Annotated in this window: 17 protein-coding genes; 7 read left to right on the forward strand and 10 right to left on the reverse strand. The window is 47.7% G+C overall.

Annotated elements, in window-relative coordinates:
- The first annotated feature begins 29 nt into the window (after window positions 1-29).
- The 3 genes from A8B84_RS03035 to A8B84_RS03045 are packed head-to-tail and all read left to right on the forward strand — an operon-like array spanning window position 30 to window position 3,122.
- Window positions 30-785 (forward strand): 4'-phosphopantetheinyl transferase family protein, encoded by a 756-nt coding sequence (locus A8B84_RS03035; RefSeq protein ID WP_064228355.1) that lies wholly within the window; start codon window positions 30-32, stop codon window positions 783-785.
- Between the two features lie 20 nt (window positions 786-805).
- A complete protein-coding gene (locus tag A8B84_RS03040) occupies window positions 806-1,933 on the forward strand; it encodes a glycosyltransferase (protein WP_064228356.1) in 1,128 nt (375 codons plus the stop codon).
- Window positions 1,934-1,964: 31 nt separating this feature from the next.
- Window positions 1,965-3,122, forward strand: a complete 1,158-nt coding sequence (locus A8B84_RS03045; RefSeq protein ID WP_082905051.1) for a DegT/DnrJ/EryC1/StrS family aminotransferase — start codon at window positions 1,965-1,967, stop codon at window positions 3,120-3,122.
- On the opposite strand, the gene A8B84_RS03050 is transcribed toward A8B84_RS03045, so the two are convergent.
- Complete coding sequence (locus A8B84_RS03050; RefSeq protein ID WP_064228358.1) at window positions 3,111-4,631, reverse strand: EpsI domain-containing exosortase; 1,521 nt, start codon at window positions 4,629-4,631, stop codon at window positions 3,111-3,113. The genes A8B84_RS03045 and A8B84_RS03050 overlap by 12 nt on opposite strands.
- A 128-nt stretch (window positions 4,632-4,759) precedes the next feature.
- Between A8B84_RS03050 and A8B84_RS03055 the strand changes: the two genes are divergently transcribed.
- From A8B84_RS03055 to A8B84_RS03070, 4 genes are read left to right on the forward strand one after another with little or no spacing between them, the layout of a single operon-like run.
- Window positions 4,760-6,106 carry a glycosyltransferase gene (locus tag A8B84_RS03055; protein ID WP_064228359.1) on the forward strand — a complete coding sequence of 449 codons (1,347 nt, stop codon included), beginning with the start codon at window positions 4,760-4,762 and terminating at the stop codon, window positions 6,104-6,106.
- Window positions 6,096-7,316, forward strand: a complete 1,221-nt coding sequence (locus A8B84_RS03060; RefSeq protein WP_064228360.1) for an O-antigen ligase family protein — start codon at window positions 6,096-6,098, stop codon at window positions 7,314-7,316. Before A8B84_RS03055 ends, A8B84_RS03060 begins: the two co-directional genes overlap by 11 nt.
- Window positions 7,313-8,425 (forward strand): glycosyltransferase family 4 protein, encoded by a 1,113-nt coding sequence (locus A8B84_RS03065; protein ID WP_064228361.1) that lies wholly within the window; start codon window positions 7,313-7,315, stop codon window positions 8,423-8,425. The genes A8B84_RS03060 and A8B84_RS03065 overlap by 4 nt, the downstream gene beginning before the upstream one ends.
- Window positions 8,426-8,449: 24 nt before the next feature.
- On the forward strand, window positions 8,450-9,571 hold the full coding sequence (locus tag A8B84_RS03070) for a glycosyltransferase family 4 protein (RefSeq protein ID WP_064228362.1): 1,122 nt from the start codon (window positions 8,450-8,452) through the stop codon (window positions 9,569-9,571).
- Window positions 9,572-9,579: 8 nt separating this feature from the next.
- Here the strand turns inward: A8B84_RS03070 and A8B84_RS03075 are convergent, their stop codons facing one another.
- The 9 genes from A8B84_RS03075 to A8B84_RS03115 form a co-directional block, all read right to left on the reverse strand.
- Entirely contained in the window at window positions 9,580-10,332 is a 753-nt protein-coding gene (locus tag A8B84_RS03075) for a class I SAM-dependent methyltransferase (RefSeq protein ID WP_064228363.1), read from the reverse strand.
- Window positions 10,333-10,587: 255 nt separating this feature from the next.
- On the reverse strand, window positions 10,588-11,955 hold the full coding sequence (locus A8B84_RS03080; protein WP_064228364.1) for a NosD domain-containing protein: 1,368 nt from the start codon (window positions 11,953-11,955) through the stop codon (window positions 10,588-10,590).
- Window positions 11,956-12,107: 152 nt separating this feature from the next.
- Window positions 12,108-13,376 (reverse strand): glycosyltransferase family 4 protein, encoded by a 1,269-nt coding sequence (locus A8B84_RS03085; RefSeq protein WP_227512733.1) that lies wholly within the window; start codon window positions 13,374-13,376, stop codon window positions 12,108-12,110.
- A 5-nt stretch (window positions 13,377-13,381) separates the two neighbouring features.
- Window positions 13,382-14,431, reverse strand: coding sequence for a glycosyltransferase (locus tag A8B84_RS03090; RefSeq protein ID WP_064228366.1), 1,050 nt, complete (start codon window positions 14,429-14,431; stop codon window positions 13,382-13,384).
- The gene (locus tag A8B84_RS03095) at window positions 14,428-15,957 is read right to left on the reverse strand and encodes a lipopolysaccharide biosynthesis protein (protein ID WP_064228367.1); all 1,530 of its coding nucleotides are present in this window, start codon (window positions 15,955-15,957) and stop codon (window positions 14,428-14,430) included. The genes A8B84_RS03090 and A8B84_RS03095 overlap by 4 nt, the downstream gene beginning before the upstream one ends.
- The gene (wecB, locus tag A8B84_RS03100) at window positions 15,954-17,096 is read right to left on the reverse strand and encodes a non-hydrolyzing UDP-N-acetylglucosamine 2-epimerase (RefSeq protein ID WP_064228368.1); all 1,143 of its coding nucleotides are present in this window, start codon (window positions 17,094-17,096) and stop codon (window positions 15,954-15,956) included. Before wecB ends, A8B84_RS03095 begins: the two co-directional genes overlap by 4 nt.
- A 9-nt stretch (window positions 17,097-17,105) precedes the next feature.
- On the reverse strand, window positions 17,106-18,314 hold the full coding sequence (gene wecC, locus A8B84_RS03105; protein WP_064228369.1) for a UDP-N-acetyl-D-mannosamine dehydrogenase: 1,209 nt from the start codon (window positions 18,312-18,314) through the stop codon (window positions 17,106-17,108).
- Window positions 18,315-18,342: 28 nt separating this feature from the next.
- Window positions 18,343-19,467 carry a glycosyltransferase gene (locus A8B84_RS03110; RefSeq protein ID WP_064228370.1) on the reverse strand — a complete coding sequence of 375 codons (1,125 nt, stop codon included), beginning with the start codon at window positions 19,465-19,467 and terminating at the stop codon, window positions 18,343-18,345.
- Between the two features lie 84 nt (window positions 19,468-19,551).
- The gene (locus A8B84_RS03115) at window positions 19,552-21,342 is read right to left on the reverse strand and encodes a PA14 domain-containing protein (RefSeq protein ID WP_227512732.1); all 1,791 of its coding nucleotides are present in this window, start codon (window positions 21,340-21,342) and stop codon (window positions 19,552-19,554) included.
- Window positions 21,343-21,562 lie beyond the last annotated feature (220 nt).

Below are 21,562 nucleotides of genomic sequence, written 5' to 3' on the forward strand. Positions count from 1 at the left end.
AACCAGCGAAAACTCGGGGGATGGGACTGATGGATTGGGAGCAAACGAAATGCTATCTCTTCAACCTGGAAGGTCTGACGCTGGCGGATTTGCCATCCTGTGCGTTCAACTTGCTTTCAAAATCTGAACTGGAGCAGTGTCTGTGCTTTGACTCTGAACAGGATCAGGTTGTCCATCTCTGCTCACGGGTTTTGAGGCGCAGGCTCGTTTCTAACGCTTTGGGGGTACCCGCTGCTGCTTTGTCTTTCACCGTTGGTTCGTTCGGAAAGCCGTCGGTTTTGCCCGCTCAGTCAATGACTACCAATCGGGTTGAATTCAGCGTCTCTCATTCCGGACATTACCTGGCTATTCTTATGACTCCGCATGGATTATGCGGAGTTGACATTGAAACTCCGGATAACAGTTTGGATACAACGAACATCCTCGCGGGTACATTATTGTCTGCGAGAGAAAACGATTTTATCGTAAGTGCTTCGAATCGCCGGGAATCATTAGTACGCTTTTATCAAGTCTGGACCCTTAAAGAGGCATTTCTCAAAGCCAATGGAGAGGGATTATCCGGGCTCGAAAAGCTTGATCTTTTTGAGTATCTGGATTTTCACTCGCTTGATGGCCAGGCTAGAGCTTTAAGCCATTGGCCAAATGTGACCTTTCGCGTTCATACGAGTGAGCACTACGTGCTGTCTTATCTAGTCGACCGAGATATCGATACTTTGCCATTCATCAAGATTTCGCCATCTGATAGCATTCGGATCATCGAAGGAGATGGGCATGCTCGCCCATAATTTTGCAAGGACCCACTGACGTGATTGAGTTACTTTTTTGGATAGCGCTTACAGGCTCGATCTACAGCTATTTTGTTTATCCCTTTTTACTTCGGCTTTCCCCCAAGAGGTTGGTCAATCAAGATACGGCTCCCGAATTCCATCCAAACGTATCCCTCATTGTCACCGCACATAATGAGGAGAACCGAATTGTCAAAAAGCTGGAAAACTGCCTTGCCATTGATTACCCAGATCTTGAAATCATCGTAGCGTCCGATGCCTCAAGTGATGGTACCGACCGGATCGTTCAGAGTTACGCTGAACAGGGCGTGATCCTTGCGCGTGCTGAAGAACGGAAAGGGAAAGAGTACGCCCAGCTTCAGGCCATCAAGGCCGCAAAGGGCGAGATCCTGGTGTTTTCTGATGTCGCGACCGACATCCCTCCCGAGGCGTTACAGAAAATGGTGGCCTATTTCAGGGACTCGATGATCGGTGCGGTTTCAAGTGAAGACCGTTTCATCACCCGGGATGGTAACGTGGCAGGAGAGGGCGCCTACGTTAAATATGAAATGTGGTTACGGCGTCTTGAATCGGAACGGGCCGGCCTGGTTGGATTGAGCGGTTCTTTCTTTGCCGCCAGGAAAGAGGTGTGCCGGGAATGGGATATTGCCGCCCCGAGTGACTTCAATACAGCGCTCAACTGCGCAGGCCAGGAGCTGGTTGCCGTTTCCGCACCAGATGTCCTTGGTTACTATCAGGATGTCGCAGACAGCAAAAAAGAATATGAACGCAAGCTTCGAACCATAATTCGGGGACTAACGGCTCTTGAGCGGCACCCCGAAGTCGTGAATCCGTTACGTTACGGTTGGTTTTCGTTCCAGGTGATCAGTCATAAATTGATGCGCTGGGCGGTTCCCTGGTTCCTTCTTTTGTTGTTTGTTTTGTCAGTGCCTATGGCCGGCAGAGGAGGTCTCTACAGTATCATTCTGCTGGCTCAACTGGTGTTTTACAGTGCGGTCCTTTTGGCCTATCTCAGGCCGGCATTACGAAATAACAAGTACCTGAAAATTCCGTTTTTCTTCATACAAGTCAATCTCGCAATCGCTCATGCGACCATACGATTCCTGACCGGGACACGAATGACCGTTTGGACGCCATCAAAACGTTGAAGCAAACACCGGATCAGCAAGGGAGAATTGTATGAGCTTTGGAGTATTGCGGCCGGTCGGAAACCGAATCCCGGCTCCGACGGGGTGGGAAAATGGAGACTATCCCTGGCCGCATTACCAGACTGAATGTTTAAACTCTGGAACTGCGGCATTATCTGTGGCCCTCCGTGCAGCACGCCGTCAAAAGCCCACAATTGCAGCACCAGAGGTTATCCTCCCGGCCTATGCCTGCCCAGACCTGGTGGCCGCCGCAGTGGCTGCAGGGGTGAAGCCTATTCTTGCTGATTTGGCCAGTCATTCTCCATGGATGGACACTCAGAACATCCGGGCTAGTATCAGTGAGAACACCATTGCGCTCGTTGCTGTGAATTTTCTGGGGCGCCTGGCGCCCCTGAGCCCTTTGAGGCACATAGCCGACGAACACGGGTTGGTGCTTATCGAAGACTCAGCTCAGGCCATTCCTCCCTCATCTTCGGAGAACCCGCTGGCGGATTATGTGGTATTGAGTTTTGGCAGGGGCAAGCCCGTGAACCTGATGGGCGGTGGAGCGTTGCTTTTCAAAGCCAAAGATGCCGGGCTGGTCGAAGACTTACTTGCAAAGTGCCCCCTGCGCACGGTTGTTTGCAATCCAGCCTGGCGCCTGAAAAGGGCGATTTATCATACCCTTATGGGGAGGGTTCTTTACGGCATTATGTTGCGTATCCCCATGCTCCATCTTGCAGAGACCCGTTTTCTGGCTCTCGGTGAGGTTACGCGCCTTGCAATACCTGTAAGCCTTGTTTTGAGGGGGATATCGGGTTTTGAACGCTCAGCACCCAAATCGCAGAAGCTGCAAGAGAACCTCGGCTTCCTGCAGGAACGGGGGTGGGTTCTGTTGTCCAACGAGGAATGGAAAGTCCCCGGGGCATTGGGCCCGAGATTAAACAAGGTGCTGCGCTTTTCGATGCTCGCGCCTGACCGTGAGGAACGTCACCGAGCCCTGAAGGCCCTACAAAATGCCGGCATTGGCGCGAATGAACTTTATGGCGTCGCACTGCCTATGGTTGAGGGCATCGAGAACCACCTGGGGCAACAGCGAGGCGAGTTTCCTAACGCTCAGAACTTTGCTCAGCGGCTGATTACATTGCCTAGCCATGAAGATGTCACCGATGCTGACATCCGAGCAATGGCTCGGGTACTAAAGCGATAACTCCATATCCCTCAAAAATTTTTCGAACGCGGCTCTGGCCGTTACACAGCCAGCATCTACATGATCGCATTCAGCGGCCAGGGCAACAAAACTGCCGTCTGATTTGCCCGACAAGCTACGCAGACCGCCGAATATCTTGATCTTCACCCGGGATGGCGAGCTAAACTCACCAATACGATACCAAGACCACACAAGAATTCTCCGGCCCGTTTCCAGGTTGAGCAGTTCGCTCTCGGTGACTTGGTCTACGCCAAAGCCGTTTGATTGAGGCACAGAAACAGAGCGCTGCGTGGTGAGATTCCATTCAGAATCATCGAACAGACTGTTTCGGTAGTAGACCAGTTCCTTACCTTGAGCTTGCCGCCGATAGGCTTCAACCTGCAACTGAACACGTTCAAGTTGATCGGAAACGTAGGTGCCAGACAGTGAAAAATCGGCATTAACGAAGGACGGCGACCAGATAGTGGCGAATCTCAAGGGCCCGCGCCAGTCATCGGCCGCCGCCGGAAGACTGGGCGACCAGCCCTCATTCCGTTCCTCGAACAGAACAGTCTGTGAATAGAAAATCACGGGCACAAGCAGAACAGTGATGGAAGCGAAGGTAACCGTACCCCGCCGCGTCGCCGCTCCCTCCGCTGGCTGCTGATGTTCGCGCAGTTTGGCTTCCATTCGCTCAAGCGGAGTAGGACTATTGTTCCGGGGCTCGAGCCAGCGTGCAATGAAGAACAGCGGAATCAGACAGAACACAAGGAATGTCAGCCAGCCGAATGCCTCATGATCCTCGATAATGGAACTCTGCATATCGGTAACGTGCCCGATGACGATGATACCGAATACCCGGATCCAGTTAGCAAGCATCGAAAGCAGTGCTGCAATAGCGATGAGTGCAACTGTGCGCCGGTAGCCGGGAAAGTACAGGAATCCATAGAATGGTGCTAGGAACAGACCAACCATCAGGTAGCGAACCCCGGAGCATCCGCCGGCAACAAAAAAAGTTCCCGCCGGAATGGTGATGTACAGTTCGTGAATGTCGGCAGGGATACCTACAGCATCAAGGAGAAGACCGTTCACGAATACCGTGATGGCCTGGAAAATAGGCGACATATCGTCCCAGATCGGAGAGGCAAAAATCAGAAGCCCAACCGGAATTGCTGCAAGCTTGAGAAACCGTGGACCCCATATCGCCCAACCCCAGCTGACGATTAGAAATGGAAGACAAAGAAGCCGGATAGTTTTTATGTCAGCGGCTTTGGCAACAAGCATTACCGCGCAGAAAAATAAAAGGACAGCAAAGCCGAGTTTCGACGGGCGCCTTTCCAGCGACGCGAGGCTGTCTCGTACCTGAAACAGCAGATACCCACTCGCTGCGAGGACGAGGAAACCATGGGTATAGATGGTGCCGGAGTACCATAACTCAAAGAATTCAAGCCACTCAGGCAGAAACAGTAACAGGAAAAAGGTAAGATAAATCCAAACTGAGGGCTTAAAGCCAGAGAGTTCTGACGGCATGGGGCGAAAGTCCTTTTCGTACTCCTGATTAGATGAACAGTCTAGCAGCAGTCCACAGGACGTGACAGCATTAGTCGTGGCACTATTCACGCACTAAACTGAAAGGCTTGCAAGGGATCGCGGTAGTAATGAAAAAACGTGTTTTACTGATTTCGTACCACTTTTACCCAGACAGAGCCGTTGGGGCAAAGCGAACTACACAGCTTGCAAAAGCGCTCGTATCTAATGGGTGGGAAGTTGATGTCCTAACCAAGAAGTTAGGCCGAGACGCAGAACAGGATAGACTGGGATCGCGGAAGTATTATGGCCGTGTGTTTTCCGTCTATCAGCACCCGGGATTCCTGAGCCCTCTATGGCGATTATATAAGCGCTTAAAAGGAACTCAAGGCAGGCCCAACCTTGAAGCTCAAACCCAATCTTTTGAGAAAGTGGCCGAAAAACGAAAAAACGAAGAGTCTTTATGGAAAAATCTCCGTAGATATATTCTCTCAATGCAATCACTTTTCGATGCCAACAAATCCTGGATTTTTTTAGCTATTAACTATCTTCTATGCTTCAGGGTGATAGGTCGTAAATACGATCTTATAATTAGTTCAAGCCCGCCCGCATCCGTTCATATGGTTGGTTTAGTGGCGAAACTGGTTTTTAAATCAAGGTGGATTATTGATCTTCGTGATCCGATATCTCAATGGTTATCTGTATATCCAGAGTGTAAGACAAAGCTTCGTGTTTCTGTTGAGGACTATTTTGAGAAAAAGTATTACGAAAAAAGTGACTTAATAGTCGTAACGGCGCCGTCTCTTAAAGATTCTATCAGTCATTCTTTCGATATGTCGAAGGAAGAAATATCAGTAATATTTAACGGCTATGATGGAAACCCTATTCCACATCAGGAAAAGAGTTTCACTGAATTATCCGGAATGTATGCGGGAACGTTGTACTTTAATAGAAGTCCGATAAATTTTCTTCTAGCTGTAAAAAAATTGAAGGAAGACGGAGTTGCATCTACTCAAAATTTTAAATTTGATTTCTTTGGTGATGATACTTGGAATGGTTATGACTTAAGAGAGTTCTGCATTAAAAACGGAATCGCCGATTTGGTAAGTTTTCGAGGGTATAGTGATTCTGAGAAGCTCGAGAAAGAAACTGAGAAATATAACCTATTTCTTAATTTGGCTCAAAAACAAAAAATGCAGATACCAGCAAAGACGTTTGACTATCTTAAATTCAACGGCGTTCAATTTGTTATATCGGAGCCAGATTCCGATTTGCATGGTTTGGTTGTGGATGAAAAGCTGGGATTGTCGGTAAATGATAACATCCAGGAGATAACGACTGCATTAACTAAAATCGTAGAAAATGGACCTTGCAATTATATCCCGCCTAATGACGTAAAAAGTAACTATTCACGAGAATATCAAAATAGACTTTATTTGAATCTCGCCGAAAACTTGGTGAGACCAAATGAACGTTAGGAAAAAGACATCAACAGAATTTGGTGGGTTCTGGTTTTTCGTTCTCGGACTTTATTTGATCTTTGAGTACGTTCGACCTCAGGACAGTTATTTGCCGTTTATAGGCCCCCTTAAACTTCCGATGATTCTTCTGATTATTTTGTCGGTGTTGTTCATACAGAACGTGAAACGGCTTAATTTGGATCGGGTGACTTTATCGCTTCTGATTCTTTGGGTGTACATGGCGTTATGGATCCCTTTTGCGGTAAATAATTTCCACGCTTTCCAAACTGTCAAGTCAATGTCGATGGTTTTTGTAAGTGTTTTCGCCATTATCATATTAATAAAAAAAGAGAAGGACATAGCCTTCATTTTCAAGCTATTTAGCTTTGTTTCCTTTCTGTTGTCTATATGGGTGTTAACTCACGGTGGAAAAGGTCCTGGTGGCTTTGTTCGAGACGAAAACGATGTCGCATTGGTCTTAGTTACCTTGTTGCCATTTTCCTTTTATCTCGCAAGGAGTGAAAACTCCCTAAAAAAGAAATTAGTCTATCTCACGGTTTTCCTGGTCGCTATAATTTCAGTTATTACAACCTTCTCAAGAGGCGGTCTTTTGGGATTGGTTGCGGTTTTGGGTTTGCTGATACTTTTCTCGAAAAAGCCGATCCGGAATACCCTGCTTGCTATATGCATTTCCTTTCTGCTAGCTGGCGTTGTTGGAAGCTTCCTACCAAAGAACTATATCGCAGATATGCAGACGATAACTGACAAAGAAGATTCAACAAGGAATTTAAGGTTCCTGCATTGGACAACTGCCATTGAAATTTATAAAGATAATCCGTTTTTTGGTGTGGGGCCCAACAATTATCCTTGGAGATCTGGCGAGTATTTTCATCTCAGTCCATATTATGAGGAAGGTGCCCGCGGAAGAGCTGGTAGACAATCGCATTCTTTGTATTTTACATTGATACCCGAGCTAGGCAGTCTGGGTATTTTGCTTTTTTGTTTAATTCTCTTTCGAGTAATGAAAAACCTAAAGCGTGTTAGATTGCAGCGCGAAATTGGGTCTTATATTGATTTTTCGAAGGCATTAACGTGTTCGCTAATGGGAGTTCTTGTGAGTGGCGCCTTCATTTCGGTGCTTTATTATCCTTTGCTCTGGCATTTGGTTGGACTCTCAGTTGCTGTACACAATAGCCTTAAACTGGACATTGGTTTAGATAATACATGAAAAATATTATTTTTTTTGCGCCGGGCCCAAAATATAATATTGAACAGGATTTCAAAAGTAGATGTGAGCTTTTGTCTAAGAATTTCAGCGGATGGTTTTTTACTAGTGGGCCGTCTTCAGAAGAGAAATTTTATGAAAATTTTGGGGTTAAATGCTTCAATGATCCTCTTGGAAAGCGGACTTTAACTTATATTAAGATGTTTTTTTCTGCATTGGCATTGATTTTCCGAGCTCGGTCTTCCGGTCGGCCAGTTGATCTCTTAATTTCATACGATCCTTTGAAAACCGGCGTGATGGCTACGATCTTGGGGAAATTAACAAAAACGAAAGTAATTGTGGAAGTAAATGGTTGCTATGACAATCCTTGGATCTACCATGATATTTCCAATCCCATATATAAGATGGTTAAACGGCGTGCATGCTTCGCTTTTGAGAAGTTTTCGTTAAAACGTGCTCAGGGTATAAAGCTTCTTTTTGAAAACCAGATCAGCGAGTTTCCTACCACCAATGGTGTGGTGGATGTTTTTCCGGACTTTGTTGACGGGAGTGCGTTCTATAACCTCGATGAACAGAAGGTCATTTTGTTGGCAGGATTCCCTTTTTATATAAAGGGGGTCGACGTTTTGATTGCTGCATTCCGCGAATTGGCGCATCGGTATCCGGATTGGTCAGTTAAAATACTAGGATTTTATCCTGACAAATCACTTTTGAAGGACGCTATTGACGGGTGTGAACAGATTGAGATCCATGAACCGGTAGATCACAGCCAAATGCCTTACCACATAGGAACCTGTGCAGTATTAGTACTACCCTCCCGCACAGAGGCGATGGGTAGAGTCCTCTTAGAAGCTGCTGCCGCGTCAAAAGCTCGCATTGGGTCTCGAGTGGGCGGGATACCTACAGTGATCAATGATGGTGAAGACGGTGTGTTAGTTGAACCCGAAGACATTGATGACCTTAGGGATAAGCTGGAGGATTTAATGAATTCTTCTGTGAAGCGCGCCAGGTATGGAGAAAAGGCAAACGAAAGGTATAGGATCGAGTTTTCCATGGAGAAGTACCTTGAGCGCACTGTCTCATTTTATGACGCGGTTTTAGGCGCTAGTTAAGGTTGGGGCGAGGGGGAGTTCGTTTTGAGAACGTTGATTGTTGCAACACAGATTCTAGGTTGGAAAAATTATTCACGTTATGTACTAAGCGCTTTAGAGCAATCTGGTTTAGATTTTGGGTATTGTCAGACGGTTACATTCGATTATGATACCTACGAATATTTCCAAGTGCCTCGTGTCTTTCGAATAAGCGATGCCTTGACCGCAGCTAGCCTTATGAGGGCAAAAGTAGAACGTGAAGTAAACGGGCTTGAAGGTGTTGATTATTTTTTAATCATTGGCCACCAGCTTTCGCTTTTTTTGTACCGGTACCTACGAACGAAGAGGTTTACAATTGTCCTGGACGCTACTCCGGTAACGTCTTTAAAGGGCCAAAGAAGAGTTGAAAAAAATAATGCTCGATCATTACTAAAAAGCTTTTCAAGCAAGGTAATTGACTATTTCCTGTTTAGGAGAGTCTTGTCAAAAGCTCATAGCTTTATTGCGATGAGTAGCTATGTCAAAGAGAGTTTGATCGTTGATTATGGTGTTGAGGCGGATTCGATATTTGTTGCGTATCCTCCTCAAGAAATTAAACAGGTTGAAATGGAATGCGTAAGAGCTAAACGGCCTCGGGACAAGATTAATCTAATTTTCGTAGGTAACGATTTTGCTCGAAAAGGTGGTGACTTTCTAGAAAAGGTATTTTCGGACGAGCTCTCTAGAATAGCTAATTTAAAAGTGGTTTCGAATGATCCGTCTTCGAAAGCCTTGGCTATGTTGGATGGGGTAGAGGTATTGGAGGGTCTGGATCAATCAGCCGTTTTTCATGAGATGCGGCTGTCGGATGTCTTGCTTTTCCCGTCTTGGAAGGATGAGTTTGGTCTTGTCATTGCCGAGGCCATGTCTCAAGGTCTGGCAATCTTTGCCAGAGAATGCGGGGCGCAAGGGGAATTGGTGAAGTCCGGCACTAACGGCAAGCTTTTCGGGTATTATGACCCGCCCGAATACTGGCGCGAGGCGATAAAAACCTTGCATAGGGAAAGAGATACAACACTTCCATGCTATAAGGAGCAAAGTCTAAGGATGGCGAATGAGAAATTTAATTATTCGGCATTTAATAGTAAGGTCAGGAATGCTTGCGTCAAAGCTATGTCAAATATGTAATTGCTACGTCAGTTTTCAACTTGTGTTGCCTTTTTTAATATTCGGATGCTTTGGTATTTACGGGTGCACATCAGTAAAAGACGTTGAAGCTGCCAATAGATGTAATTCCCTCCACTTCCCCAAGTGGGGCTCGTTTGCTCGTGGACTGTTTTGAGCCCGAGGTCTCTGAATATACGTTCCCAGCTAAGTGTGCTTCGGAACCGAACTCCTTCTCCTGCAGTGTTTGCTCCTAGCCATCGCACCAAGCGCTCAATAAGTTTTTGCCGAGTCAAAAAAAAGATCAGGCGTGCAGGCAAATCCGAGTTAAACCATCCGTCAAAGTAGTTTTCTTCCACAACGATTAGACCATCTTCTTTAAGCAAACTTTTTGCTTTTTTTAGAACATCAACTTGATTGGCCGTTGTGGACTGCTCATCGGCCCCAATCATATGGTGTAGAACGGTTTTCAGGATGATGAAATCAAACTTAGAATCGGTGTTAAATTCTAGGAAGTCTTGTGAAACAAGATTAAGATCATCAGACTCAAGGAATTTTTCCTGGACTAGCTTTCCTGGGTCGACGACTGTGATCGCTACACTGCGGTTGCAGCGAGAGGCCAGAGCTTTTGCGTAGGAACCAATTCCGCCCCCTACGTCTAGTCCATTCAATTTTTCTCCGTTTTGCTTGTTGAGAAAAGCCGCCACTTCGGAAACGTCGTAGTCGTCTGGGTGTATTCCGCTTGACCACTCAACGAACTGGGAGTCAGATTTTTCGTCACGCATTTTGAGCCTTCCCTAGAGTTTTGCTCCTATTATTTAACTCTTAGTAGAAGCGTTTTAGATTGGCAAGTTCGTGACGCAATTTTGTGGAGGTTCTCAAGTACGAAGTTGGTTGTTGCTAATCGATTGAGAGTTGAGCGGGCCGGCCTTAATCGGTACCTTCATATGTGATTATGCCTGATAAGGACTGGCGGTATTGCGGCATGCAACTCGAATGAACGTTCCCGAGTTGCATGCGATCGTTGATAATCTCGCGGCCTAGTCAATGGATAATGTTGGAGCTTCAGGCCTTGCGATTACTGATGACAAAGCGCTTGGACCAACAGTATCTACATCCGCTCCCATGTTTCTTCCGTCCGAAGCGGCTTTATAACCAATTGAGAAATCAACGAGCCGATAGTCCGCCGGTGATGTAGAAAGTTGTCCGCTCATAGATGCAGCCCCTTCTAAGGAGTTTCTATCTTGGCCGCTATGATTCTGCCACTCACTGAGCGAGTAGGTGAGCCTGTTTTCACCCACAGCATACTCTCCAGAAAAGAGGTTGTAGTCTGATGTCGTGAAGTGGTTGGTGTCTGAGTACCAATGAATATCGAGCGGAGCAAGAAAAATATTATTCTTAACGGTATTCTCTAAAGCGCCGGGTAGGGGATCCCCATCCTGAGTATCCCAGCGCAATTCAAGTTTTACACCGAAGGTGTTGTGAAGTATCAGGTTTTTGTCTCCACCTGGCGAGCCAGCAGCCTCATTGAATTTCATGGACGCATTTTTGGGAGTCACTATATTGTTAGCTATTACAGCTCCGACTGTTTCCAGTTGAGCTGCTGCGCGTGAAGTATTGTCAATTATGTTGTTGCGAATCTGGATGTCAGTTGTGTCTTCATCAACTTCAGTCCGATGTTTGTAGTAAATTCCATATGGCGCGTTGGCAATCAGATTATTTGTTATGGTTAGATTGTTTAACAAGCGCGCGAAAATCGCTGAGGTGTTAAGATGAACAGAAGAGCCAGTGCCTGGTCCATAAATTATGCAGTTATTTATGGTGATGTGGTCAGCATAGGAACTGGTAATTTTTATTGTGCCTGAATTATCACCGCCGGAAGTGGAGCGCAGTTCCAAGCTGTCAAAAACGATATGGTTCGCCGGACCGTCTTTACCCACTACGAAAATTGCTCCGCCGTTTATAACTTTGAAATCTCGAAACTCCCAATAATCCTTATCATCGATTTCGATAAAAGTTGGAGAAGACGATCTTGACAGATCTATAGTCACTTCTTCATCCCTATAGCCTTGAACGATGACCTTGTTGCTGGTCGATGTGCCTGTCTCGGCGTTCATCGTAAATGAATCATCACCGCCGTATGTCTTATTGGAATAATCACTACGAATCAAAAGGGGAGCTGTTGGGTAATATGTCCCCCCCCTGATCTGAAGAACATCCCCGGCCTTGAGGTTAAAAATTCCTTTAGTCACCGTCCGCCAAGGGTTGTCTATACTATTGTCGTTATAAGTCACTGAGTCATCGCCAGATGGAGAGACGAAGAGTTCTTTCGCTAAGGCAGGCGACGCGAAAACGGCCATCAAAAGGATCACAGCTAGCCGCGGAAATACGTTATAACTAACTTTCATAAGCGCTACATCCCGATAATACACAAAGGGTAAGGTACCGCGATCAAACCGGTACGACCTACACGAATTATGGGTGAGCATTCGAGGTCGAGCAACGAATTGCTTCTCATAAAAAGCCAAGGTTAAGATCTTCTGTATCTAAAAACAGGCGGCTACTGCGCCTGTGGCCGGTGAGCGCAACAATATCTGGTATGGAGTAGGTGTTGCGCAAAAGATTCTCCTATCGCAGCGTATGAATACAGATCCCTCACCAGGGCGATAGAGTTTCTGCTGGCATCGACATACAAATCATGATGATCAATCAGGTTTCTCGCGTGCTGTACGTATTGTCCCGGATCCTGCGCATAGAATACGGTTTTGCCCTCGATCACTTCGATGCCTTCGCACGCGATGGGATCAGCTATTACTGGGATGCCCATCGCTAGCGCGTCTAAAATTTTTAGCTTGGTACCACCGCCATCGTTTATTGGACATATGTATATGTTGGCTTCCCTCAAGTAATCACGCACATCCTCCACAAACCCTGTTACGATTAAGGAGTCGTCACTTTGAGCTTTTTTTACCAAACTAAGTGGGGGGCTTGATCCTACAATAAAGCACTTCGAGCCTGGGAATGCTTTTTTCAACATTGGCCAGACTGAGTCTGCTAGAAAGATCGCAGCCTTGGAGTTAGTGTAGGCATTCAGTCTTCCTGCAAATATGAAATTAATAGAATCTTTGTTCGTAATATGTTTTGGCTCTGCGGAAAAATATGATAAATCAACCCCATTAGGTACTGTAACTATTTCGTTATCTGGTATTAATGAACCTAGACGTTCGGTGTCAAGATCGGAACAAGTGACATTTAGTTTTGCTGTTTGTCCAAGCTCCTTCTCGTACTTTTCTATTTTTTTAGCCTCAAGTTGAAAATATAGTTTTTTAATAAAGTTGCTTTCATTTTCTGCTCGTCTAAACATCATATCGGATTCAATATTGTGATGACCAATAACAAAAGGAATTTCTCCAAATACATCTTGGTAAATTCCGAGGCTTATAGTGTCACAGTATATTAAATCAATTGATTCCCTATTCAGAATCTCTATTATCAACTCGCGATACGAATTCGAATTAAGCCAATTTATTGTATAAGGATATCTTGAGAATAAGCTAAAAAATGCTAGTAAATTCTTTGTGTATGGAGCCCACGACAATGGCATTGGTACTGATGTGACCGACTTGCAAATCGACTTAAGGTTTTCGGTAGTGTCATTTATACCTTCTGAAGTAGTGCTGTAATGAATTTTGAGTAACGATTCTTGCGAAAAAGCGATGAGATGAACGTCGTGATACTTTGAGACCTCTTTTAATAAGTTGTATGATCTCTGGAGTACTCCACCCTTGGGCGGAAATGGCAGTAAATGAGATAACCAAACAACATTCATCTTATTCACGGTGACGTTTCCTTTTGTCTTGATAGCGCCTCTAGATATATTGATGCTGCGTCATAAAATTCAAATTGCTGTGCATAACTTTTTATCTTGTCTGAATCCCATTTCCTGCTCTTGCAATTAACTAGAGCTGAGCAAACATCTTCGAAATTAGTGTTCTTCATCAAAATACCGCAGTAGTCTGGTATGAGGTCTTTTAAGTAGCCCTTTTTTATAGATAGTACAGGGAGGCCATAGCTAAGCGCAAGCATACCGCTTCCAGAGGTAAGGATCTCTGAATACGGTATGCACATAATGTCTGAGGCATTGAAATATACTGAAACAACCTCATCTGGTATGAATCTATTATGTATTAATATTCGAGGATCGTTTTCTGACTCTAGAAGTGAATCTTTATAATACTGTTCAGTTGAAAAGCGTCCTGCGATAATTAAGCGATCATTAGCTTTTGCAGTTTCTTTAAAAGCCCTAATTAAAGTCAAAATGTTTTTATAGGGCTGGCATTGGCCGAATAGGAGATAAACAAATTCAACTTCTGGTCCGATATCTAAACTGTCTCTAGACATTCCTCTGTTTGGGCCTGGCGGGTATCTACCAATCCAGTTTCCATGTGGGATCGTAACGCACTTTTTAGCTGAGGATGGAAACTCTTGAATGAGTAAGCTTTTTGCTTCGTTTCCGTGAACCAAGATTCCTCGACAAAGAAAAATCAAAAATCGACGAGCCGCGGAGTCAAGAAAGGGGAACTTTGATCTCTCATGTGGATATAGATTGTGGGCAGTCCACCAAATCTGACCTGCGCGAAGTTTGCAGATGATAAGCAAAACAGAAAACCTAAGAAAGCCTCTGATGATATCAGTTATCGATCCTTGCGTTTTATACAAAAAAGACGGCCAGTGAATATGAATCACATCTTCTTTGTTTACGTTCTCGAGGATCCAATGGCCTTCCCATCGACCCTCAATCACATCTACACCTTGATTCTCGATGGCCTCATAGAATGAGGTGGTATAAGCTATTCCTTGATAGGGGAACGCAAGTATTCTCATGGTCTTTGTGATCCCTTTGGTTTTTGCACTGCCGAAAGAAGAAAGTTTTGGATCCAGTTTCTCTCAGTTTTATTGGTGGCTGCTAGTACAAATATGACTAAGCCAATTGTATATAACAAAGCCGCATAGGGTAATAGTTCAAGGAATGTTCGGTTAGGGAGTAAAAAGTGGATTATAAGAAATACTGTACTTTGGACGATTATTGAAATAGTAGTAATCTTAGTTACGTTAATGTACAGGCTTAGATCGCTTGTTCTCCATGCGTTTCGTACAAGAAGTGGCATAACAACAAATCGGCTAACCGCCAATAAGGCTCCAATAGTTGTAGCTACGCCTGAGATACCATAAAAAATGCCCGATACAATAGACCCAATAACGAGTAGCAGTCCCTCGGTAACCTCGAATCGTGCAAAATTCTTATGTTCTGCTAGTGCAACCAGCAATTGAAAGCTTGGATAATGGAGAAGAACAAAGAAATAGCCGAGGGCCATTAAGGCAACGGCGTTATAGGCTTGGTCGTAACCCGGCCCTATCCAAAAGGTTATGAAACTATCACCGAGGGTGATAATCCCTCCACAGAGGAAAGACGCTGTTAATCCAGATAGCTTCAAAGAGAAAAGGTAATTTCTGAGGAGTTCCTCATTTTTTTCCTCGCCGTATAGTCGAGTAAACGAGGGCATAAGCACGCCAAGAAGGCTGGATTGAAGTTGGTTGAGGTATTGGATTAACTGAGACGCAATCTGGAACAGGGTTACGCTGGCGATAGACAGGATGCCGGCAATGGCAAAGTGGGGGCCCCTGTCTCGGGTCTGTTGGCCGATAAACATGATAAAGCTGTTTATCCCGAACCCCATTAATTCCCGGATGCCGTCCTTGCTAACGAATGTCATGCTGGGAGAAATCCACTTGGCTTCCCGTTGTGCGGCCTTGAGAATCAGGTATTGCGCGACAAGATCGAAGAGGACTGTAATGAGTGCGAGGTTGATGACGCTGGGATTCAATTGGAAGATCAGGTAGATACAGGAGGCCCGAAGGACGGTTTTGATGATGTCCACTATGGCCTGTATGTCGAACCGGAGGTAGGCACTCAGGATTCCGTAATAGGCGTTCATGACGAAATGGATGGCAAATGTGCAGCCCATTACGAAAATAATAAACTGAAAGGTTTTTGTGTCTTCTGATGAATCGAAGAACAAGGGCGCACAGAAAAAAATGATAACGGTCGCCACAACTGCAAATGCGGCAATGATGCAGTATATAAAGAGAGAGTTGGACAGGATGGTATTGAGTCGATCATGATCATCAGTGGCCAGCGCATGGGAGATGTAGCGCTGTGTGGCGCTGGCGAGGCCCATATCAAACACGCCGTAAAATCCGAGGGTGCTTGCCACAAGAATCCAGAGCCCATACCAGTGGTCACCAAGGCTCCGGATCAAAAAGGGCATCATGAAGAAGGAGATGCCCATTCCGGTCAGGAGGGCGATGGTCCGCAGCCCTGATCCGGAGAGAAGTCTTCCGGCACTCACGTCAGGTTTTCCCGGATCAGAATCTCAACGATACGCCTGGCTGCGCGTCCGTCCCCGTAAGGGTTATGGGCTTTGGACATCCGGTTATAGACGGATGCGTCCAGCAGTATGGTCTCAATGGTTTCCTCAATGCGCGGACGGCTGGTGCCAACGAGTTGAACAGTGCCGGCCTCCACGGCTTCCGGTCTTTCCGTGACATCCCGCGTGACAACAACCGGTTTCCCAAGGGAAGGGGCCTCTTCCTGGATACCGCCGGAATCGGTCAACACCAGATCGCATTGATCCATCAGCCATACAAATGGCAGGTAATCGGTGGGTGAGGTGAGAATGACATTTTCAAGCCTACCGAGGCTCTCCTTCACGGGCTTTTGTACGTTGGGGTTCAGATGGACCGGGTAGACGAAGAGCCAGTCAGCGTGACGTTTAGACAGGTTGGATATGGCGGCACAGAAATCAACGAAGCCCTGGCCAAAGTTCTCTCGTCGATGGCCGGTGATGAGCACCATCGGCCCTTTGCGATTCTGTATTGCTGTGACCAGTCCTGAACCAAGAGACTGGTTCCAGAATTCGTTATCGTAGTCTTTCAGCCGGGCCTGGACTTCCAGTAATGCATCAATGACCGTGTTTCCGGTAACAGTGATCCTCTCGGGCTTTACGCCTTCTGCCAGCAGGTTTTTTTCTGCCCCCCCGGTGGGCGCGAAGTGTCGTGAGGTAATGCGGGCCACCAGGGTCCGGTTGGCTTCCTCGGGAAAGGGAGCTTTAATGTCGCCTGTTCTCAGTCCGGCTTCTACATGTCCTACCGGGATGCCTTCGTAAAAGGCCGCTAGTCCGGTTGCAAAGCAGGTTGTAGTATCGCCGTGGACGAGTACCATCGCCGGTCGGGCTTTACGCAGCACATCTCTCATTCCGGTCAGGACCCTTGCCGTTATGTCAAAAAGGTCCTGGTTGGGTTGCATGAGGTTAAGGTCGTAATCCGGGGTGATGCCAAAAAGCCCGAGAACTTGGTCAAGCATTTCCCGGTGTTGCGCGGTAACCGCAACCACGCTTTCCAGATAAGGACTGGCCTCAATAGCCTTGACAACAGGCGCCATTTTTATGGCTTCCGGCCGTGTTCCGAAAACAGTAAGAATTCGCTTCATGATTCGTTCCTAGCGCACGGCACCTCGGGTGTCGATGAGGATTTTTTCTTTCATATCAGAGGCTTTTAGTCTTCGGAACTGCTTGTGGTCTACCAGCAGAAGCACGATATCGGCCTCCGCCAATGCCTCTTCCATGGAAGCCAGTTCAAAGTCCGGATGGGATTTGATGTTGGGTTCGCACACGATCACATCGCCTACGTTATCTTTCTGGATCTGGTGGACAATACGCAGGGCTGGTGATTCCCGAAGGTCATCCACATCGGCTTTGAACGCGAGCCCGAGGCAGGCGATGGTAGGTTGTTTGAAGCGGGACGCCTTCTGCCGCACTTTCTCGATCACCCATTCCGGTTTGCGGTCGTTCACAGCCCTTGCTGATTGCAGCAGCCGGGAATTGTCGCGATCGCTGGCGATGATGAACCAGGGATCGACAGCAATACAGTGACCGCCCACCCCCGGGCCGGGTTGTAGAATATTCACCCGTGGGTGACGGTTGGCAAGTTCGATGAGTTCCCAGGGGTTTATCCCAAGGTTGTCGCAAATCATTGAAATTTCGTTGGCGAACGCGATGTTTACATCACGAAAGGCATTTTCGGTGAGTTTTGCCATTTCCGCCGTTGCAGCGTTGGTCTCGAGCACTTCCCCGCGGACAAAGGAGCGATAGAAATCGCCTGCTTTAGCCGTGGCTATTGGATTGATGCCGCCAACGATGCGATCGTTTTCCACTAATTCGATCAATATCCGTCCTGGTAGGACTCGTTCCGGGCAATGGGCAACCAGAACATCCTTTTCGATATCCAGCCCGTGCTCGGCGAGAATTCTGGCGACGGTATGCTCGGTTGTGCCGACGGGGCTGGTTGATTCGAGAATGACCAGGTTTCCCGGCTTCACATAAGGCGCAATGGTTTTTGTCGCTTGCTCGACAAAGTGAAGATCCGGTTCGTTGTTATCTTTGAATGGTGTTGGCACCGCAAGGATGAAGACATCCGATTCCTGGGGTGTGGTTGACGCCTTCAGTTTGCCTGCGTTGACGGAGGATTTGACGAGAATATCAAGGTCAGGTTCAACGATGTGGATGTTGCCTTCGTTGATGGTGTCGACAACGTGCTGTGACACATCAACGCCAAGCACATCAAATCCTTTTGTCCCGAGGAGTGAGGCAGTCGGTAACCCGATGTAGCCCAAACCTACTACACAAACACTTCTGAATTCGTCTGTCATAGCTTCCTTTCCTATTGGTCTGTAAATTTTACTCTACAGTGCCGATGAGCCTTTTATACAGTTCTATATAGGCATTGTTACACGTTTCTCGTGAAAACGTGCGCCTCGCAATCGCCATGCCGGCCTGCCCAAACTGCTCTCTGAGATCGCTGTTTTCCAGGAGCTTGGACAACGCCTGTTTAAGGCCTGTCAGGTCGTTGCTGGCAACCAGAAATCCGTTGACGCTGTCATGTACCATTTCGCGGTTACCACCTACGTCACTGACCACGGCAGGTAAGCCGGAGGCAACCGCTTCAAGTACGCTTCGAGAAAGCCCCTCCGTGGATGAGAACTGGACAAAAACATCGGAATCGGCCAGCCACTGCGCCACGTTACTCTGAACACCTTCAAAACTGACGACACCGGCATCGGCAGCCTTGCCGGCGATTTGCTGAAGGGATTCCAACTCGGGGCCTTCTCCAAGGATCCGGAGCGCTATCGGGAAGGTCTTTGACAATTCAGCGACGGCTTCGATAACGAGATCCACATTTTTAAGCTTGATCAATCGGCCTACACAGATGATGGTTAGCCTGGATTGTGGCGCCCGTGAGGCCCGGGGTCGAGAGGTCGCCGGATACGAGGGAACGTGCAGTCCGTTGTAGATCGTCTGCAGGGATTTGGCATTTAGGCCGCACTGGTCCCGGTAAAATGCTTCCATATCACGAGAAACAGTGACCAACTGGGTGCCGAGTAGAATAGCCAGTCTCAGTAGGTACCGGCGTACGGGTTTTTCTTCCACCATGTAGACGTCGTGCAGGGTGCCAACATGGGGTATGCCTGCCAGCCTTGTAGCCATGGCGCCGCCTGTAATGGGCCCGAACAGATGACTGTGAAGGAGATCGATCCGTTGCTGTCTGAGCCAGCGAGAGAATTCGAGTGCGAACAGGGGCAGGCGAAGTGTGCTCTTGAAATTTCTCTGGAACGGGATCACCTGATCTTCGATACCATGCCGCTCACAATGTTCGCGAATCCAGGGATGGTCGAAGTGGAGAATAACGGGGCTGAAATCCGGACGGGTTTCGATGGTGAATCTTGCCAGGTCCATCATGACCTGTTCGGCACCGCCTGCAATTCCAGTTTCAATAAAGTGTCCGATACGTCTGGTCTGGGCCACTTGCTCGTCCTTGATACCCGTGTCCTCGGAGGAGGACGAAGTATAGTACAAGTGGCGCCAGAATATACAGCCGTGATCCCGCGCTTACTGAACCGTTTGACTGACCGGCTCCGATGTCTGGCTGCTCAGCCCGCTTGTATCCGTCACCTGGATACTGAAATACCAGGTTCCGGGCGCCAGTCCCTCAAAGGTGTAGCTGGTTTGATCACTTTCAACCCTCACAGTCTGGTCAAGATTGGTCTCGGATTGGCCGTAGCTCAGGATATAGTGACTAATCTCGCTCAGTGAAATGGAACTGCCATCGGTACGTGTGGAGGGCGCGGTCCAGGTCAGTGTTACGCTCCCGATGGGCTCTGGTTCGACAGAGCCGTTGGTATCTTCCGATGGGGGAGATTCCGATAAAGGTTCAAGTGTCCAGGGATTGAGGTTGGACTGGTAAGCTTCAAGCGCTGTTATTCCGGCGGTATTGAACGTCTCGGCGCTGTCGTTCACAAGGATGTTGGTACCAAAGGCCAGCTCCCAGGTGTCAGGAAGGCCGTCCGCGTCGGCATCAGTGGAAGACTCAAGAGAAAGGTCCGGTGATCCGATGACTTCCGTGGTGGCCAATACCTCACCAGTCTGCACATCCGATATTGCTAATTGGGCGACCGCACCACCGGTGTTTTCATAGTATTCAACCAGTAGCGGTATTTCGTCCCCGGCGTTGAAGGACCGCTCGATAACATCGGTTGTTGGTCCCCGATCTACCCAGGAACTGATCACTTCCTCATTCCCCAAGAACAGGCGAGTGCCGTCGTCGGTGCGGAGTTCAAATCGGTAAGCACGGCTGCCCGAGGTGTGCGGTGCGGTGAACACACCGTACCAGCGCACACTGAACCTTTCTTCAGGGGCACCGGCAAAGGGAGCGTCGGCGGACCAGTTGAAATTGAGCGCTTCTTCGGTCTTGTTCAGGAGAAACTGATCGAAGGCCATGCCAGTGAAATACTGACCCACAAAACCAGGTGCGAGGGGAGATTCAACAACCGGGTAGTCCTGTGGATCGTCCAGTTTGGTGCCGGCAACGTATTCCTCGTAATTGCTGATGCCATCGCCATCAAAATCAGCGCTGGCGTCTGATGCATCAAGCGGGTCCAGGGCATAAGCGTATTCAGCGCCGTCGGGTATTCCGTCGGCATCGGTGTCGGTGTTGTTTTCACGCGTACCCAGGCTAAATTCTTCCAGCGCCGTCAGCAGATCGTTGTCCGGATCGGCGCTGGCATCCGCAGCACTGCTCGGGTCCAGTCCCATGACGACTTCCCAGTTGTCATAGATGCCGTCCTGGTCGGAGTCGAGCGGAGGATAGCCTGGATCAAAGGCAAGGTTTTCTTTGCCATCCGTGAAACCGACCCGATATCCCAGCGAATAGGCTTTTTCGGCTTCTTCATCGGAGGCGTAAATGGGTTTGGCCCAAGAGTAGAGTGCGGAGGAGTCAACGACTGTCATCGAGAAGGTGGGGCCCTCCCAGGCGACACTGAAGTGGTCATCGCCAATGCCTTCCTTAAAAACCAGTTGGAAATAATACTTTTTTCCCGCCTCGAGGATCCTTACACCGGATTGCTGCGAACTGTACTGGTTATAGCTTTCGCGGTACGTCCAGCTCGGGACGCTGGCAACCAATTCGGCATTGGCTGGGGTTTCATCTGTGCTGAGCAAGAGCTGGGTCTCGTCGTCACCGCTGACGAAAAAACGGTATTCTCCGGTGGAGGGTGGGGCGATGAACCCCTGGATCATCGCTCCATAGTTGTCCGATCGATTCGCCAGTGACTGAAGTTGCTGGAGTTCTGAAGTCTCTGTTGGGGAATCGGGGTAGCTTGCCAGGGCTGTCAGTGCCTCCACCTTTGCACCTGCGACATTATCCCAGTAACGGATCTGTACTTTGCCTGGCTCGCTCTGGTTCGGTAGCGCCGCTGTTGCGTCAAGCCTCTCAAGATCCTGAGCTTGCCATACCTGGCATCCAGTTAGGCCCAAGATGAAAAGGACAACAATACCCAATCTGTAATGTTGCATTTCGGCTGACCTGCCCCCAGTCTTTAATCCAACTGCTCCCTAGTAATGT

Source organism: Marinobacter sp. EhC06, from assembly GCF_001650915.1.
Lineage (GTDB): Bacteria > Pseudomonadota > Gammaproteobacteria > Pseudomonadales > Oleiphilaceae > Marinobacter.

What these genes read in the sequence shown, in the direction of transcription:
- A8B84_RS03035 (WP_064228355.1), top strand. Translation starts at nt 30, where the DNA reads ATGGATTGGGAGCAAACGAAATGCTATCTCTTCAACCTGGAAGGTCTG.
- A8B84_RS03045 (WP_082905051.1), top strand. Translation starts at nt 1,965, where the DNA reads ATGAGCTTTGGAGTATTGCGGCCGGTCGGAAACCGAATCCCGGCTCCG.
- A8B84_RS03050 (WP_064228358.1), bottom strand. Translation starts at nt 4,631, where the DNA reads ATGCCGTCAGAACTCTCTGGCTTTAAGCCCTCAGTTTGGATTTATCTT.
- A8B84_RS03055 (WP_064228359.1), top strand. Translation starts at nt 4,760, where the DNA reads ATGAAAAAACGTGTTTTACTGATTTCGTACCACTTTTACCCAGACAGA.
- A8B84_RS03060 (WP_064228360.1), top strand. Translation starts at nt 6,096, where the DNA reads ATGAACGTTAGGAAAAAGACATCAACAGAATTTGGTGGGTTCTGGTTT.
- A8B84_RS03065 (WP_064228361.1), top strand. Translation starts at nt 7,313, where the DNA reads ATGAAAAATATTATTTTTTTTGCGCCGGGCCCAAAATATAATATTGAA.
- A8B84_RS03075 (WP_064228363.1), bottom strand. Translation starts at nt 10,332, where the DNA reads ATGCGTGACGAAAAATCTGACTCCCAGTTCGTTGAGTGGTCAAGCGGA.
- A8B84_RS03080 (WP_064228364.1), bottom strand. Translation starts at nt 11,955, where the DNA reads ATGAAAGTTAGTTATAACGTATTTCCGCGGCTAGCTGTGATCCTTTTG.
- A8B84_RS03085 (WP_227512733.1), bottom strand. Translation starts at nt 13,376, where the DNA reads ATGAATGTTGTTTGGTTATCTCATTTACTGCCATTTCCGCCCAAGGGT.
- A8B84_RS03090 (WP_064228366.1), bottom strand. Translation starts at nt 14,431, where the DNA reads ATGAGAATACTTGCGTTCCCCTATCAAGGAATAGCTTATACCACCTCA.
- wecB (WP_064228368.1), bottom strand. Translation starts at nt 17,096, where the DNA reads ATGAAGCGAATTCTTACTGTTTTCGGAACACGGCCGGAAGCCATAAAA.
- wecC (WP_064228369.1), bottom strand. Translation starts at nt 18,314, where the DNA reads ATGACAGACGAATTCAGAAGTGTTTGTGTAGTAGGTTTGGGCTACATC.